The 17,500-nt window shown below is 40.5% G+C and carries 14 protein-coding genes; 11 read left to right on the forward strand and 3 right to left on the reverse strand.

Annotation, left to right across the window (positions count from 1 at the left end; translation table 11 throughout):
• The first annotated feature begins 16 nt into the window (after positions 1-16).
• The 10 genes from AT15_RS01950 to guaA all read left to right on the forward strand — a co-directional run bounded on the left by AT15_RS01950 (position 17) and on the right by guaA (position 13,153).
• On the forward strand, positions 17-1,009 hold the full coding sequence (locus AT15_RS01950; RefSeq protein WP_068345835.1) for a LacI family DNA-binding transcriptional regulator: 993 nt from the start codon (positions 17-19) through the stop codon (positions 1,007-1,009).
• Positions 1,010-3,718 carry a glycoside hydrolase family 38 N-terminal domain-containing protein gene (locus AT15_RS01955; protein WP_068345837.1) on the forward strand — a complete coding sequence of 903 codons (2,709 nt, stop codon included), beginning with the start codon at positions 1,010-1,012 and terminating at the stop codon, positions 3,716-3,718.
• Complete coding sequence (locus AT15_RS01960; RefSeq protein WP_068345839.1) at positions 3,699-4,724, forward strand: uroporphyrinogen decarboxylase family protein; 1,026 nt, start codon at positions 3,699-3,701, stop codon at positions 4,722-4,724. The genes AT15_RS01955 and AT15_RS01960 overlap by 20 nt, the downstream gene beginning before the upstream one ends.
• Complete coding sequence (locus AT15_RS01965) at positions 4,721-5,938, forward strand: uroporphyrinogen decarboxylase family protein (RefSeq protein ID WP_068345841.1); 1,218 nt, start codon at positions 4,721-4,723, stop codon at positions 5,936-5,938. The genes AT15_RS01960 and AT15_RS01965 overlap by 4 nt, the downstream gene beginning before the upstream one ends.
• A gap of 6 nt (positions 5,939-5,944) precedes the next feature.
• The gene (locus AT15_RS01970) at positions 5,945-8,572 is read left to right on the forward strand and encodes a glycoside hydrolase family 38 N-terminal domain-containing protein (protein ID WP_068345843.1); all 2,628 of its coding nucleotides are present in this window, start codon (positions 5,945-5,947) and stop codon (positions 8,570-8,572) included.
• 12 nt (positions 8,573-8,584) lie between these two features.
• Entirely contained in the window at positions 8,585-9,226 is a 642-nt protein-coding gene (locus AT15_RS01975; RefSeq protein WP_068345845.1) for a corrinoid protein, read from the forward strand.
• Positions 9,227-9,229: 3 nt separating this feature from the next.
• Positions 9,230-10,345, forward strand: coding sequence for a uroporphyrinogen decarboxylase family protein (locus AT15_RS01980; protein ID WP_201029924.1), 1,116 nt, complete (start codon positions 9,230-9,232; stop codon positions 10,343-10,345).
• Between the two features lie 44 nt (positions 10,346-10,389).
• Positions 10,390-10,599, forward strand: a complete 210-nt coding sequence (locus AT15_RS10320) for a thioredoxin family protein (protein ID WP_201029925.1) — start codon at positions 10,390-10,392, stop codon at positions 10,597-10,599.
• 5 nt (positions 10,600-10,604) lie between these two features.
• The gene (locus AT15_RS01985) at positions 10,605-11,522 is read left to right on the forward strand and encodes a GTP-binding protein (RefSeq protein ID WP_153019685.1); all 918 of its coding nucleotides are present in this window, start codon (positions 10,605-10,607) and stop codon (positions 11,520-11,522) included.
• Positions 11,523-11,632: 110 nt separating this feature from the next.
• Positions 11,633-13,153: a glutamine-hydrolyzing GMP synthase gene (guaA, locus tag AT15_RS01990; protein ID WP_068345849.1), complete on the forward strand. Its 1,521-nt coding sequence runs from the start codon at positions 11,633-11,635 to the stop codon at positions 13,151-13,153.
• Positions 13,154-13,159: 6 nt separating this feature from the next.
• Here guaA and AT15_RS01995 read toward each other — a convergent pair whose 3' ends face one another.
• The 3 genes from AT15_RS01995 to AT15_RS02005 are packed head-to-tail and all read right to left on the reverse strand — an operon-like array spanning position 13,160 to position 15,939.
• Positions 13,160-13,462 carry an MGMT family protein gene (locus AT15_RS01995; RefSeq protein WP_235598476.1) on the reverse strand — a complete coding sequence of 101 codons (303 nt, stop codon included), beginning with the start codon at positions 13,460-13,462 and terminating at the stop codon, positions 13,160-13,162.
• 21 nt (positions 13,463-13,483) lie between these two features.
• Positions 13,484-14,671 carry an MFS transporter gene (locus tag AT15_RS02000; protein WP_068345852.1) on the reverse strand — a complete coding sequence of 396 codons (1,188 nt, stop codon included), beginning with the start codon at positions 14,669-14,671 and terminating at the stop codon, positions 13,484-13,486.
• A 2-nt stretch (positions 14,672-14,673) separates the two neighbouring features.
• The gene (locus tag AT15_RS02005; RefSeq protein WP_068345854.1) at positions 14,674-15,939 is read right to left on the reverse strand and encodes a hypothetical protein; all 1,266 of its coding nucleotides are present in this window, start codon (positions 15,937-15,939) and stop codon (positions 14,674-14,676) included.
• Positions 15,940-16,257: 318 nt separating this feature from the next.
• Here AT15_RS02005 and AT15_RS02010 point away from each other — a divergent pair, with 318 nt between their 5' ends.
• Entirely contained in the window at positions 16,258-17,499 is a 1,242-nt protein-coding gene (locus AT15_RS02010; protein WP_068345857.1) for a glutamate-5-semialdehyde dehydrogenase, read from the forward strand.
• The last annotated feature ends 1 nt before the right edge of the window (position 17,500 follow it).

Genomic DNA, 17,500 nt, shown 5'->3' on the forward strand with positions numbered 1-17,500 from the left:
GAAAGAGGTGAGTACCATGGAAGTCAATTTGAAGTACATAGCAAACCTGGCAAATGTTTCTGTATCAACTGCTTCCAGGGCATTGAGAGATGACCCAAGGGTTAGCGAGGAAACAAAAAAAAGAATTGTTTCTATTGCCAGAAGTTTAAATTATATTCCCAACCAGGCAGCCAAAAGCCTTGTCACCAGGCAAACTATGACAATTGGTCTTGTGTTGCCAAACCTCCGCTCATTTATGCACGACATATTCGACGGTATTGAAGAGATTTGTTCTTCTAAGTCTTATAACATTCTTTTGGGTGTTTCAGACAACGATCCTGAAAAGGAACTCAGGGAAATGAAGCTTCTTGTAGAAAAGAGAGTGGATGGAATAATTCTCTTCTATATTGGCGGGGTTTATAATCAGAATTCGATCAGCTTCTTGAAAAACCTGAAAGTTCCCATTGTTCTTGTCGACAGATATATCCCTAACACCTCTTTCGATTTTGTCGTAAGTGATAACCGTGGTGGCTCAAGAATGCTGGTTAAACATCTTGCAGAATTGGGTCATGAAAAAATAGGTTTCATATTCCAAAAAGAAGATGCCACAACTATAACGGAACGCCTTGAAGGATTTACTTACAGCATTTTCGAAAGCGGTATAAAGTTGAACCCTGACTATATTGTTTCAGGCGAAGTGTTCAGAACAGAAAATGGCTACCGCTGTATGAAAAAACTCATGAGCCTAACAGAGCCTCCAACAGCGGTTATAGGAAGTACGGGGGACATCACTCTTGGCATTGTCAAATACCTCCTTGAAAATCCCGGACTTGAAAAGGATATAACTGTTGCAGGATTCGACGATTTCGATTTTCTTTCTTATTTGAAGATACCTGTAACCGCAGTTGCCCAAAGTACTCATGAAATGGGAAAAAGAGCAGCTGAGATATTGCTTGACAGAATCACGGGAAAGAAATTTCAGCAGCAAAAAGTCTTTCTTGAACCCACACTGGTGAAAAGGAGCATCTAAATGAAGAGAATACTCTTTGAAGGTAACGGGATAACCCTTGAGGTTTTAATAACTGACCTGATAAGCATACAGGATAAACGGCTGATGATATTTAAGTCAAATAGCCGGGGAGTGTTAAAAGTCTTTTCCTCTGGAGATTTATTATCAGATGCAGTCTTAGAAAATAATTCCATCGAACTGCTAATAGACAATGTCGATGAAATTGAATTGCTTTTCAACTCTCCAGCTATGGAGTTTCGGAAAAAACTGAAACTTCCATCGCCCAAAAGGCTTGAATTGCATTTGTTGATGTTTTCACACTCTGATCTTGGTTATACAGCTCCTCTAAGCAAAGTTGAAGAACTTCAGTATCAGTACACCTCAACTGCACTGAACTTCTACGAAAAAAGCCTGAAATATTCTGAAGCTTCCAGGTTTAGATGGAATGTAGAAACCACATGGGCACTCAATTGCTTCGCAGAAAGAGCAAATCGCTCTGAACTTGCAAAATTTACTGACCTTGCTAAAAAAGGGGAATTTGGCATTGGGGCAATATATCTTCATCATTATACGGATCGCACTCCTTTCGAAGAATTGTATCACTCGCTGAATCCTCTCAGGCGGCTCATAAAAAAGGGCATCGAACCAAAAAGCGCTTTTCTCAGCGATGTTCCGGGATGCAGTGAAGGGTTCTTAGAGCTTCTCGCTGCTCATGGTGTGGAAAACCTCTTTATGTCAATAAACAACTTTGTTGCGCCATTTTTAGAATTCACTCACTTAAAAACCCCTTTTTGGTGGAAACTTAAAAGCGGACGGCGAATACTTACCTGGTTTACCCATGATCCCAAATACGCGTACATTGAAGGTTATAAATTCTTTGATAAAGACTACAAAACATTGAAAGAATCTATTCTAAATAAATACGAAGAACTCTCAGAACTTTCTTATGAGTTTCCTCTCTATCCCATACCTATGGCAATAGACAATATGCCACCAGTCTTCAAACCAGTAGAATTGATAGATAGGTGGAATAAAGAATGGAAAAACCCTATCGTAAAAACATCTGTTATCGACGATTTCTTCAAAGCTCTTAGAAGAGAGTTAGAAACAACGAGGATTGATAGTACAAAGGGAAATTTCAATGGATGGTGGACTTCAAATGTTCTTGCTTACCCAAGAGAAAACAGGCTATCCACAATAAGTTTTGCACAGCTTCACGAAGCGTCTGCTCTGGACAGCTTTTCAGGCTCTTTTATCGAAAACGCCATAAATGATGAATTCATAAGGCTTTCCGGATTCGACGAACATTCTGGCGGAGGCGGACTTTACCTTTCAAAGGATCCAGAAGATATACTGAAAGCAGTTTCTGAGGGTTATGGCTGGGTTGTAAAAACGCACAAACATTCATCCGAAATACTCAAAGCTTTGCGTGAAAACATCTTTGGAATCGGGAATAAATTAGTGGTATTTAACCCCGTTGCTATGGAAAGAAACACTTTAGCAAGCTTTGAAACTGATGAAATAAGGGGAAAAAGAGTTAAACTCATAGATCTTTCAACCGGCGAATCCATGCCTATATTGTGCTACAATGATCTGGTTATCTTTGAAACAGGCACTATAGAGTCCTTTGGGTATAAATGCTATTCACTGGAAATAGAATCTGAAGCTGAGATGCCAAAATGGCATAGTGGAAGCATTACCCTTGAAAATGACTACTACCGAATTGAATTCGATGAATATGGAAATATCCGCTCTTTAATCGACACTCAGACAAGGAAGGAACTGGTCCTTAACGAAAGGAGCTTAGGAAAATTTCTCGTTGCAAGACAGGCCATAAATCCTGCTGATAATCTGGTCAATGCAATAAACCATGATGAGCTCTACACAGGGAAGAGCAGCTCTAAATTAGTTGAGCCTTACCTTCCTGTTAAATGCCACTGGAAAATGATCAAAGGCACAGCAGGCACTCTGGTGATTTTCGAACCAGAGAGCCCTTTCATTAAGCCTTTCGTTAAGGCATATTTAATTCCCAAAAACCTGAAAGAAATCAGGATTCATTTACGAATAAATTATGTGTATGATATTGGACCTTCTGATTTCATGTATCTTGAAATGCCTTTTAATTTAGATCGACCCAAAGCTTTTTATAAAAGCCCCGGCGAGATCTCAGAAATCACCGAGCAAATTCCAGGAAGTGCTTTGGATGCCATAACTACTGTTGGAGGCATAGAGCTCAAAACAAAAGAACAGAGTATCCAGATAGGACTTTGCGGAATTAACCTTGTTGATTTTGGCGAACCTTCACCCTTAACCTTTAAGAAAGAAATAAATGTGTCTGGAGAGCTGTTTCTAAGGCTTTTTAACACAAATCTTCAGAATCGCTTTGCAAGCCCTTACTTTAACGGTGAACCTATTGAGTTCGATGTTTTACTTACCACCGGTGGCAAGCTTTCACGAGTCGAAAAAGATGCGCTTTTTCCGCTTACGGCCTTTAAAGCTTCTCCTAAGGCAAACACCAATTGTTTTCTTGAGTGTCGGGGACTTGAGAACAGTGAGTTTCTCTTCATTGAATCCGAAAAGGGGAAATTGAATTTTGCGATCAAAGAAACCGCAGGAGAAAAAAGAGAGATTTTCATAAAAAATCCCCGCACGAATACTGTGTTTAAGCGAATTATTAAACCATTTGAATTTTTCAAAGGGAGTGTTGAGAATGAGCCTTATAAGAGCTGACTTTCAGCAATTCAGAAAAGCAATCCTCCGGGATGGGGAACCGGACTATGTACCGAAAGCTGAACTCTGGATTGATAAAAAAATCATGTCTGAATTTCTTGGGAAAGAAGTTCATGATGCAATAGAAGACACGGAAAATGTGGTTGAATTCTGGTACAGGGCTGGGTATGACTATGTCCGTGTTGTTCCATCATATAACATCAGACCAAAAAAGGATTGGGCTGAAGAGCATTCCGGAGCAGTAACCTCGTGGAAAGACTTCAAAGAATATCCCTGGCCAGAGATTGATGATGTGGATTTTGGACCCGTTGAAAGGGCAGCAAAAATCCTGCCAGAGGGCATGAGAATAATCTCCGGAACCATGGCAGGGGTTTTTGAGGAATGCTGGATGCTAATGGGATTTGAAACTTTTTCTATCAAGCTTCTCGAAGAACCTGAACTCGTAGAGGCCGTGGTAAGCAAAATTGGAAATTTCATGTATGAACTAATAGACAGGGTTACACAGATACCGAAAATAGGCGCAATATGGCATTCTGACGATATTGCATATAAGACCTCGACTCTGCTTTCACCCCGTGCTTACAGGAAACTCATATTCCCCTGGTATAAGCGCTTTGGCGAATTGGTTCATGCCAGGGGGCTTCCTTTTATGTATCACTCTGATGGAAATCTCTGGTCAGTAATAGACGATCTAATTGATTGTGGTTATAATTCCATTCACCCTATTGAGCCTCTGGGGATGGATATATACGAACTTAAAGAAAAATATGGCGACAAATTGTGCCTTATTGGTAACATAGAATTGGACTCATTTCTTTCAAGAGGCACACCTGAGCAAATAGAAGAAGAAGTGAAAAGGAAAATAACCAGCCTGGCACCAGGTGGTGGATACTGCTGTGGTTCAAGTAATACTATACCTGAATGGGTACCAATTGAAAACTACAAAGCCATGATAGATGCCATTGATAAATATGGAAACTATCCGATAAAGGGGGATTTCCAATGACTTCAAGAGAAAGAATCCTTGCGACATTAAATCATAAAGAGGCAGACAGAATTCCCATAGACCTTGGCGGGATGAGGTCTACGGGCATTCATGCCATTGCCTATAAAAACTTGAAAGACTTTTTGAAAAGCGAAGACAGAGCGGTAAAAATATTTGATATCTATCAGCAACTCGCTTTTGTTGATGAACCAATCAGACAGAGGGTTTCATCTGATGTTATCGAATTGAAACGGCTTGATGGCGGATTCGGAACAAGGATTTCTTCCTGGAAAAGGTTCCAGATGTTCCCCGATGATGGTGAATATTATGTGCCTGAAGGTTTTGAACCTATTGTGCTGGAGGATGGATCCTTTGCAATTGTAAGTGATGGCAAGATTATTGCAACCATGCCCAAGGGTGGTTACTATTTTGATAGCCAGTATTTTCCTCTGTCTGGAGTTGAAGATAAAAAGAAAATAGACGAGGTTTTGAGCAGCAGGATAACCGACGAAGAATTGGATTTTCTCGAAAATCAGGCGAAAGAAATAAGGGGAAAAACAGACTGCGCAATATTAGGCGCTTTTGGCGGTAATTTCTTTGAAATGGGACATGCCCTTTTCGGATACAGGGAATTCATGGAAAGAATAATTACCGATAAACCACTAATGGAATATTTCCTTGAGAAGCTTGAAGAAAAACATCTTGAAGATCTTGAGAAATATCTCAATAGATTGGGCGATTATATAGACATTATCCAGCTTGGTGATGACTTCGGGACACAAGAAAACACGCAAATTTCTCTTCGGATGTTCCAAAATATGTTCAAGCCACATCTAAAAAATATCTGTGATTACGTTCATAAAAAAGCACCAGGCGTATTCGTGTTTCTACATTCATGTGGCTCTGTAAGCAAATTCATTCCTGATTTCATTGATGCAGGAGTGCAGGTTTTAAACCCTGTGCAAACAAATGCCAAAAACATGGATCCAGAATTCCTCAAAAAGGAATTTGGCAAGGATATAGTATTCTGGGGTGGTGGAGTTGATACCCAGTACATCTTGCCTTTTGGCAGTATTAAAGAACTGGAAGATGATGTCAAAAAAAGAATAGATATTTTTGCGCCAGATGGGGGTTTTGTCTTCGCAGCTATCCATAACATACAAAGGGAAGTATCCCCGGAAAAGGTCATAAAGCTTTTCGATACTGCAAAAGAATACGGTAAGTACAGGAGTTGAAAGTCTGTGAAAAAAAAGGCCTATATACTTTCACACACACATTGGGATAGAGAGTGGTATCAGCCTTATGAAAGCTTTCGTTTTCGCCTTGTAAAAATGCTGGACGAAATTCTTAAAATCCTCCTTGAAGAAGGGGATTACAGGTTTTTCAATCTTGATGGGCAGACGGTTGTTCTCGAAGACTACCTTGAGATAAAGCCAGAAAATTCTGAACTACTAAAAGAACTCATCAAAAAAGGGAAAATTGGCATAGGCCCCTGGTATGTTCAGGCAGATGAATTCCTGAGCGATGGCGAAGCGATCATCAGAAACCTCCTCATAGGTAAGGAAAGCTCACAGGCATGGGGTGGAACTCAAAAAATATGCTACCTTCCTGATACTTTTGGGCATAACTCCCAGATACCTCAAATTTTAAGGGGATTTTCCATCGAAACCGCTTTGCTATGGCGGGGTGTTTCAGGAGATGACTGGTCCTGGGAGTTTCTCTGGGAAGGTGCCGACGGGAGCAGGTTATTTACATATCGACTTCCTGAGCGTTTGGGTTACTGCAATAGTGCTTTCACCCCCGATGGAGAAAAAGTTTCCATTGAATACCTGAAAACCTTTATAGATAAAGTTTTGAAAAGATCTGTTACCGAAATCGCTGTTCTAATGGATGGTTGCGATCATAAACATCCAAACACCTGTATTGGCAAAATTATCGAAATGCTCTCTTTGGAAAAACCTGAAATCGAATTCAGCCAGGTTCTTCTGAACGATTTTTCAATAGAATTTTTGAGAAGGTGTAAGGAAAACATAGAAAAGTTACGATTGCTCAAAGGAGAGCTGAGGGAAGTCAACAGATCAAAAGATGGATACTTTAATTACATCCTTCCAAACGTTCTTTCCTCAAGAGCTAAAAACAAAAGAGAGAACTTCGATGCATTGAACTGGGTGGAGTCTTATGCCGAGCCGCTTTCTGTTTTAGCCTTCATCGAGGGGAAGGAATACCCTGAAGGCTTCCTGAAAAGAGTTTGGAAGCTAATTCTTAAGAATCTTGCCCATGATAGCATAGGTGGTTGCAGTGCTGATCAGGTTCATAGAGATGTCTCTTCCCGCTATGCCCGGGCAATAGAAATTTGTAAAAACATCTCATTTGATAGCCTGGCATATCTATCAGACACCAATTCAGATACTGCAAGGGAAAATGCGGTTGTCATTTATAACCCTTCGCAGTTTGAAACAGAAGGAGCACTGGAAATCGAATTCGACCTGCTTTCAGACACATTGGACGTAAAAAGAGAACTAATTCTTAAAGATGAAAAGGGCAAACAAATCCCCGCATGCATCACCAATATAAAAAAGCAAACAAAGGCTCTGAGCTATCGCGATGGTTCTGCTCCAATATTTGAAGTTTACTCAGTAAAAGCCCTTGTAGATTGCAGCATACAGGGAAACGGGTTCAAAACGCTTAATATTTCCTCCTCTGAAAAAGTGCCTTTGAACCACGATGTGAAGAGAATAAACACTGAAGCCCTTGCAAATGAATTTTTGGAAGTTAGGCTTATTGAAGGAGGAAAATTAAAGATAACGGAAAAAAGCAGCGGTAAATCTGTCATCACAAATGTTTTCGAAGACACCGGGGATAACGGAGATGGTTACGTTTACTCAAGACCCGCATTCGATCGTGCCTTTTTCAGCAACGGATCATTGAAATCGGTTTCATGTGAAGATTATGGATTGCTGGGGCAGCTACTACGTGCTGAATATGAACTTCTGATTCCTTGTGAGCTGGAAGCTGGCGGGAAGTCAAGAAGCACTTCTCTCAAGCCCTTGAGGATAGTGTCAGAGGTTTTGCTAAAAAAAGATAGCAGGCGAGTCGATTTTAGGGTAAAGGTCCACAACGGTTCACGAAATCACCGTCTTCGGGTATATTTTTTATCCGAAAATATAGGTTCAAATGCCTTTTTTTATAAAACACCCTTTGATATAGTAATACGGCCCAAAAAAGTTTCAGATAATAGAATAAGCGAAAACTGGATAGAAGACCAACCTTCAGTATTCCCAAATGGAGGGGTCTTCGGGGAAATAAAGGAGCGTGAGCAATTTAGCGGGTATTCCATCGCAACCAGGGGGATTCCGGAATTCGAACCTGTAAAAGAGGGAGTTGCGCTGACACTATTTAGGGCAGTAGGACATATAGGTTCGCCATATACGCTATCCTGCATGACCAGAAATGCAGGCCCTGCTATTGAGACAGCCGAAGCTCAAATGTTAGGCGAGCTATGTTTTGAATACGCCTTTTTCTTTATGGATACCCTTGAACAGGTTATTAAACAATCATCGCTTTATTCAAAGCGGCCTTTGTGCATTTCTCGAGCAGGAAAGACTCCTGTTTCGCCTGTGAATTTCACTGCCAGATATTCAGAACTCACTGCTTTGAAAAAAGCAGAAAAGGGCGATGGAATAATATTGAGGTGCGCTAATCTAAGCAGTAATCAGGATAATATTGAAATAACACTGAGCCCAAAAATTGAAGAGGCCTGGCTTTGCAGCCTATCAGAGGAACCCCTTGAAAAGCTTGAAATTACAGATGGCAAAATAGAACTAAGCTGCAAGCCCAAAAAAATACTGACAATAAAATTGCGTGTATAGCGGAGGTGTATTATGGACATCCTTGAAGAAATCAGAATGGGTATAATTGAAACTATGCCTGCTCAGGCAAAATCGGCGACTGAAAAGGCGTTAAGCATGGGATATGAAGCTAAGCAAATTCTCAATGATGCATTGATTCCAGCGATGGATGTTGTTGGAAAGCTATTCAAAGAGGGAGAGTACTTTGTGCCAGAGGTGCTGGTCGCTGCCAAAGCTATGCAAGCCTGCATGGATTTAATCGAGCCGTTGTTAATTGGGAGTGGGGTTGAAAAGCTTGGAAAAGCTGTTACAGGAACAATAGAAGGCGACCTACATGATATTGGCAAAAACCTTGTTGGTATGATGCTTAAAGGTGCTGGCTTCGATGTAATAGACCTTGGTGTGGATGTAACAGCTGAACGCTTCGTGGAAGCTGTAAAAAGGGAAAAGCCAAATTTTGTAATGATTTCAGCCCTTCTTACAAGCACCATGATAAACATGCCAAAAGTTATAAAAGCTCTTGAGAAAGAAGGATTGAGGAACAAGGTAAAAGTTCTGGTTGGAGGCGCACCTGTCAGCCAGAGCTATGCCGACGAAATCGGTGCGGATGGTTATGCCGAGGATAGCTCCTCTGCGGTTGAATTGGTGAGAAAGTTTATAGAAGAAGGGGTGTGAAATGTGAAGTTGTATCCAGATCTCCCAAAAAGAGGTAAAGAGCTTTTAATTAACACATTCAAAGGAATAAAAAACGAAAAAGTCCCCTGGGTTCCTTTTGCGGGTGTTCATGCCGGGAAGCTCATAGGGTGTGATGCTATAGAAGTCTTAACCGATTCTGAAAGGCTTAAAAAGGCTCTTACAGAAGTTATAAGACTATACAGACCAGACGGCATGCCAATCACCTTTGACCTTCAGCTTGAAGCCGAAATATTAGGCTGTAAGTTGATGTGGGACAAGAAAGCGCCTCCTTCTGTTAGAACTCACCCTCTCGCAGAAAAAAAAGAAATACCAGCAAAGCTTCCATCTCCTGAAGATGGAAGGTTTCCTATTGTGCTCGAAGTAATGAAATACATGAGCAAAAACTTTGGAAATGAAGTCGCTTTCTTTGGGCTGGTAACAGGTCCACTTACACTTGCCTCTCATCTCAGGGGAACGAATTTCTTTATGGATATGATAGAAGATCCCGAATACGCATCTTCACTGCTTGAATATGCTAAGAATGTGGCGTTGAAGGTCAAGGAATTTTATATCGGATCCGGCATGGATGTGATTGCTGTGGTTGACCCCCTTGTTTCCCAGATCTCTCCAAGGCATTTCAAAAAGCTGCTTCTGACAATCTACACCGATATTTTCACAGAAATCCGAAAAGAAAAAAGAAACTCTGCCTTTTTCGTTTGTGGCGATGCAACTAAAAACATTGAAGTTATGTGCCAGAGCAAGCCTGATGCAATATTCATAGATGAGAATGTGGATATGAAAGAGGCAAAAGGCATTTGTGAGAAATATGAGGTTGCACTGGGTGGCAATATTCCCCTTACGACAGTGATGCTTTATGGAACTCAGCAAGATAACATGAAGTACGTGGTAGATATGCTCGACTCCCTGGAAAGCAATCGCCTGATAATTGCCCCAGGGTGCGACATGCCTTATGACACACCACCGGAAAATGTGATAGCGATCCAGCAGGCAATCAAAGAGCCTGAATCCGTAAGGGAGATGCTGAAAAATTACATAAAGGTAGAGGAAGAAGACGATATAGAATTACCCGATTACGCCAATCTCGGAAACCCCTTGTAGAAGTTTTCACACTGGATTCTGCTACATGTGCCGCATGCACTTATATGGTCGATGTGGCTCAAATAGCTAAGAAATATTTTGGAAACAAGATTGACGTGGTGGAATACAAGTTCTCGGAGATTGATGGCATAAAACGAATAAAGAAAATGGGCGTCAAAAAGCTACCAAGCATATATATAAATGGAAAGTTGAAATTCTCATCCATTATTCCCAACAAGGAAGAGCTCTTTGCGGAAATAGAGAAGGTGCTTTGAGAAAAATGCCGCGCATACTCTTGATAACAGGTTTTCTCGGAGCGGGCAAAACAACTCTTATAAAAAACATCATAACAGCTTTCGAGGGGAAAATAGGACTCATTGTAAATGAGTTTGGAAAAGCCGGTTTCGATGGAAAATGGCTGTATTCAAAAGGTATAGAGCTAATTGAGCTTGTTAACGGTTCTATATTTTGCTCCTGCCTTGAACCGAAGTTCATAGATGCTATAAAAACTATGCTTGCCAAAAAACCCGATTTGATAATCGTTGAAAGTTCGGGACTTTCCGACCCGAATAACATGGGTTTTGTCCTTTCAAAAGCTACTGAAAGCAAGGAACTTCTTCCTGAATTTCTCGGCGCAATAACTGTGATAGATGCTTCAAGAGTTGAACTTATAGAAAATTTTCCTGTTCTACAAAAGCAAATTGAAGTGGCCAAACTAATTTTGCTTAACAAAAGCGATTTGACCAATCATGAAACGTTAGAAAAGATGAGCGGCATTGTTCATAAGCTGAATCCGAAAACCCGGATATTGAAGACAAGATTTTGCGTTGTTCCCGATCTGGGAAAGAAAATCTTCAACACCCCTGAAAAGCCGTGTGCCACTCCCGGAGTTTCCACAAACACACCTCAATCCAGAGAAAAATCCGTTCTTCTTAAAACCTCAGGTGCAAGCCCTGAAGGGATTTTAAGCTTCCTGAAGGAATTTTCTCCAGAGGTTCTGAGAATAAAGGGTGAAATAGAAACTTCTCGAGGATGGTACAGGATAGACTGCACAGGAAGTCAGGTGAATTTTGAAAAGCTCGAAAATCACTCACCTGATTCCTGCATGGTAATAATAAGCAGCCGGGAAAAGCCCATAATCAAAGAACTTAAAAGAATATGGAGCCGTTACAACGACAGGAAAATTTCATTGAAGTGACTTCAGAAAAGCTTCCCCGTTTTCTGCAAATCTTAATAACCTCTAAATTCCCCTGGAAACAAGTGGTTTTATCCTAAAAGTGAATATGCAAAAACAGGGGAGGGGAAGAAGTGAAAAAAGTCGTAGTGGTTGACTATGGGTCACAATACACTCAATTAATAGCAAGAAGACTGAGAGAACTAAAGGTTTACAGTGAAGTCGTTCATCATACTGAAGATATTGATCCGGTTGATGCCATCGGGGTAATTCTTTCCGGTGGACCAAAAAGTGTTACTACTGAAGGAGCTCCCGACCTTCCAAAATGGTTTTATAAAATAGATGTCCCCGTATTGGGCATATGCTATGGAATGCAGCTCCTCGTAAAGAGTTTCGGTGGAAAGGTGGCAAAAACAGAAGCTGCTGAATACGGGCGGACAGAAATAAAAATCCTTAAACCTTCATTAATTTTAGATACCCTTCCTGAAAACTTCATCGTCTGGATGAGCCATGGTGATAGCGTAATTGAATCACCATGCAATTTTGAAGTATTAGTCGAAACAGAAAACAAAATCCCTGCCGCTCTTTGTTCTGAGGACAGAAGAATCTGGGCTCTTCAATTTCACCCGGAAGTCAAACATACGGAATACGGGACGAAAATCATAAAGAACTTCCTGTTCAACATCTGCCATGCTGAACAAAACTGGACCATGGAAAGATTTCTCGAAGATAAAATAAGTGAAATTCAAGAAACTGTGAGAGACAACAGGGCCATTCTCGGGTTGTCAGGCGGGGTTGATTCATCGGTTGCTGCAGTGCTTGTTCATAGAGCCATTGGTGATCGGCTAACCAATATTTTTGTTGATCATGGTCTTCTAAGGTTAAGCGAAGCGCTGGAGGTTCCGGAGGTTTTCAGAGACAAGCTGGGGCTTAATCTCGATGTTGTGCACGCAAAAGAGCGTTTTTTGAGAAAGTTGAAAGGTGTTACAGATCCGGAGGAAAAAAGGAAAATTATAGGCGAGGAATTCATAAGAGTTTTTGAAAAAGAAGCAAAAAGGGTAGGTGGAGAATTTCTGGTTCAGGGAACGATCTATTCAGATGTCATAGAGAGTGCCGCTTCGGGAAAAGAGACTGCAAAGATAAAATCCCATCATAACGTTGGTGGATTGCCGGAAAAGATGAATCTCAAGATTATAGAACCTCTCAGAAATCTCTTCAAGGATGAAGTAAGGAAGCTCGGAGAGTTGCTGGGAATACCTTATGAGATACTTTACAGGCATCCTTTTCCCGGCCCGGGATTGGGGATAAGAATTATAGGTGAGATAACCGAGGAAAAGCTTCAAATCCTGAAAGAAGCTGATTCGATTTTTATTCAGGTTCTTAAAGAAAAGGGCTGGTATGAACGAACATGGCAGGCTTTTGCCGTGCTGTTGAGCTCTAAATCCGTCGGAGTTGTTGGTGATGAAAGGGCTTATGATTACGTTATAGCTCTTAGAGCCGTAAACAGCGTGGAAGGAATGACAGCAGATTGGTCAAAAATCCCTCATGAAATTCTCGATGAGGTTTCAAGAAGGATTTGCAATAGCGTAAAAGGCGCGGGCCGCGTGGTTTATGATATCACTTCAAAACCTCCAGCAACGATCGAGTGGGAATAAGCTGACTTAACTGTCACCGTTCCAGCCAAATTTTTTGAAATCAACTTTCCCATTTTTATTGAACTCGACGCCTTCTCTTTCAAGGAAGAGGCGTTGAGTTTCCATCGCCTCAAACTCTTTCAAACTTATAGTGCCTTTACTGTTAATAACTCTGTGCCATGGAACTTTGTTGTTTTTCAAAGAAGCCAATGCAAAACCCACCATTCTCGGTGTGCATCCCACAATATTCGCTATCTGCCCATAGGAAGCAACTTTGCCAAAAGGGATTTGTTTCACTGTTTCATAAATCTTCTCATGCAGTCCTTTCAAATCCGAAATCATCTCCATTCTTTACAAAAGACGCATCTTCCTGAATTTCCTCGCTGAAATCAAAGTCAATGTAATGCCGAATAATCCCATTATTATAAAGACCACGGAATATCCGAATTTGTCCATTGAATATCCCAATATCGGGAAGAAAAAAGCCATAGAAACACTGAATCCCATATTTATGAAAGAATTTGCTGTTGCACGATATTGCGAATCCAGCTCTTTATTTATATAATAATCCATTAATGGATCAAGAAAATTTTCTACGTTGCTAATTAATAAAAACAATGCAACAGTGATTCCCAGAGGAGCCATACCATAAAAAATCATAGGAATTCCAAGCGAAAAGCCCGTGAATAGAAAAAAATTTCTCCTGCCCATTGCTTCTTCTATTCTCCATGCAGTTTTTGCTATGATTACCCCAAGCAACGCAGAAATCGTAAAAAGCATACTCACCCAGAATGGGCTCAATCCTTTGCTTCCAAGAAAAGTCTGAGAATACATTCTGAATGAAGCTCCTAAAAAGGAGATTCCCACCCAGAACACGAAAATCCATCTCAGAAATGAGACTCCAAATATCTGTTGAGCCCCATTTTTTATCAGCGTAAGGTATCCTCTAAAGTTCTTCTCGCTTTTTTCATAGGGTGGTTCTTCTAAGAAAAGTATCAGAATGAAAAATAAACTTCTGGAAATTATCGCTCCAATATAAACAGCTGCCCAATTAATCCTTGAAAGAAAACCTCCACTTACGTTTGAAAAAAGCTCCCCAAGGACTAACAATGCTAAAAAACTCCCGGCAGCCTTTTTGTAATTGGTTTCAATTCTCAAAGCTTTGTAAGTGTCGTAGATCAGAGCGGTATCTGACCCGGAGACAAAAGTCATTGAAAAGCCAAAAAGAAAAAAGGCAAGAGCAAAATTCCAAAAAGAATGGGCGAAGAGCATAAACGTGTAGGTCACGATAAAAAGTCCCGCACCAATGACCATAGACCGCTTTCTACCTATTAAATCCCCTATTGCCCCTGTGGGAATTTCAAAGGTCAACCCGCTCACATGAAGAATGGCCTCACAAATCCCGATCTCGAGCAAGCTGAGTCCCCTGTATTGCATGTACAACAACCAGAGAACATTATCTACCCTGATTTGCGAGAGAAAATGATATATATAAAATAGCGGGATATTTTTCTTTAAGATCTCTTCATCATTTTGCATACTCAACCTTCAGTATCAGCATAAAGAATGTATTCCCTCTCTGTTTCTTCTAATTTTGCTTTCAACCTTCTTATGCCTGGAATTTCAATAAATCCCCCTATTTTAACAGGTTTTGATTCAGAGAAAAAAACAATTTCGTCAAAACGGAACTCTTTTTCAATTCTTCTAACCCTGTTTTTTCGTTTTACGAAGAGAGGTATTCCGTTAAATTGAGTCCCAAAAATGTGCTCATTGAGTATGTACGGCCCCTTCCAAGTTATGTTCATTGGATCCATACCCATCATTGGAAAAGTCCCCTTCAATACTATTCTGTACCCGCTGGAATTTTCAAATTCAGAAAACTTCCTTTCTATTAATTCGTTGTAATTGCAAATGGCATATTGTGAACTCTTCAGAACATCTTCCGGGATTTCTTCCGGATTAAAACTCTTCTTTGGTACGCTTACCAAATCCTTGAAAAAATCGTATAAATACCTTTCAGAATTCATATATTTTTTTTGCCAACTTTCATCCAACCTGTCAAGAATGAAAGCTATAAACATTCCTGGCGCATAACAACTGAGCCGGAAGTTCTTAAGCTTCAAATTGATCTCAGCCATGTTTCTGCCCCGCAAAGCAATTGAATATTTCAAGGGAATTGATTCATAATCGCTGTACACTTTTGTTTCAATATAAAAAGCGATTCCTTCAATACTTTCTTGGGCGAGTTCATAGTTTAACGCATCACCTATAATGCTTCTTCTGTATTCCCTGAGGCTTATGAATTTTGAAAGCCTTTCACTGAGTTCTTCCATGGAGTCTGAATATAAAGCCTTTATCAACTCCCGCCTTTCGATGGTTCTTATAGCAAGGTTTTCTTTGGTGAAAGGGTATTCTAAAATCTGAAGCTCATTAGCCCAGCGCTTTTCCCCTTTCATCTTTTGATAGCTATGGAATGCCTCATGAAAGATATATGAAAGCAATTTTCCAAAAGAAATGGAAGCGTCTGTGGTTGTTAAATCCCAGATAGCCACCTGATATCCCTCAAGATCTATTGTTGTATTTCCATAAAACCTGTCATCTTTTTCCCCAACGAGGATACTTCCCCGTTTTTTGAATCCATCAAGGATTTTAGGATAACCCGCTAAAAAAACTCTTTCATTGTCATACAAGGCAATTGGAAGTTCAGGAAAATCAAACCAGAATCTTTTTCTGAAGATTTCATCTCTCATAGTATTTTCGAGTTTCTTGAGTGTGGATATTATTTTCTCAGTACCGTTTAAATTCACAAAATTTCCCCCTTCGCATAAATTCACATTTGAATCTCTATGTACTATTTTACAAAATGACCCGGTTTTTCGTTGTTGGTTGTAGGTTGTGCGTAAATCTTGTCCAATCCTTTCAGGGGGTAAATATGTAACGTACAACGAACAACGCACAACATACAACGATTTCCTTGTTTCTCGATTTTCTCGTAACTCAGCCTTTATGAAACGCCTGACCCATACTTATCTTGTGTTACTCAATGGTATTACCAACTCAAAACAGTGCTATAATTGGTGAAATATCGTCAGGATAGTGGAACTGATTTTTCTGGAGGGGATAGCATGACTGAAGTAATTAGCAAAGCATCAAAGGTGAAAGCGGCAGCAAAAAAACTCGCACTTGCAACGACTTCAGAAAAGAATGAAGCTTTAACCGCAATAGCAGATGCCCTCAACGAAAGCAGGCTTGAAATACTCAAAGCAAACGCCGAAGACGTTAAGAATGCAAGAGAAAAAGGCGTAAGGGAATCCCTTGTCGATAGGCTGAAACTCACTGATAAGAGAATTGACAGCATGATCAACGCTTGCCATGAAGTTTCAAAACTCAAGGATCCTGTGGGAGAAGTTATCAATTCCTGGGTTGAGAAAGAATTGAGAGTCGCGCAAATAAGGGTACCATTAGGGGCAATTGGCATGATATATGAGTCAAGACCTAATGTAACGCTTGATGCCACCATTTTGGCATTGAAGGCAGGCAATTCTGTCTTGCTGAGGGGTGGAAGTGATGCAATCAGGTCAAATCTGGCCATTGCTAAAGCAATTAAAGGTGGTCTTAGCAATTCCAGCCTTCCAGAAACTTCTGTGGAGATCATTGAGGATACAGACAGAAAAAACGTTCAAGAAATGCTGAACCTTGACAATTATCTATCTTTGATTATTCCTCGAGGTGGGGCAGGATTGATAAAGTTCGTTGTGGAAAATTCTTCTGTACCCGTTCTCGAAACAGGCGTTGGCAATTGTCACATTTTTGTTGACGAGACCGCTAATATAGAAAAATCAATTGAAATAATCGACAACGCTAAAACCCAGCGCCCTGGTACCTGCAACGCTGTTGAAACTGTTCTTGTACATAAAAACATAGCTCAAAAACTCCTTCCCGCTCTGGCAAGACGGTTAAATTCAAAGGGAGTTGAGATCAGAGGATGTGAAACAACAAGAAAGTTCATTGATGCAAAAGCAGCTTCTGAAGAGGATTGGGCCACTGAATACCTCGATCTCATTCTTGCGATAAAAGTGGTCAATTCTCTTGATGAGGCCATATATCACATCCAAAAATATTCAACAGGACACTCAGAAGCAATACTAACTGAGAATTACAGCAACGCAAGAGCATTCACAACTACAATAGATGCCGCGGCAGTTTATGTGAACGCTTCAACCAGGTTCACAGATGGTGAGCAATTTGGTTTTGGTGGCGAAATCGGGATAAGCACCCAAAAGTTACATGCAAGAGGCCCAGTTGGTTTGAGAGAACTGACCACATACAAATATATCGTATTGGGCAATTATAAGGTGAGGGACTGAT

The sequence above is a fragment of the Kosmotoga arenicorallina S304 genome (assembly GCF_001636545.1).
Classification (GTDB): Bacteria; Thermotogota; Thermotogae; order Petrotogales; family Kosmotogaceae; genus Kosmotoga_B; species Kosmotoga_B arenicorallina.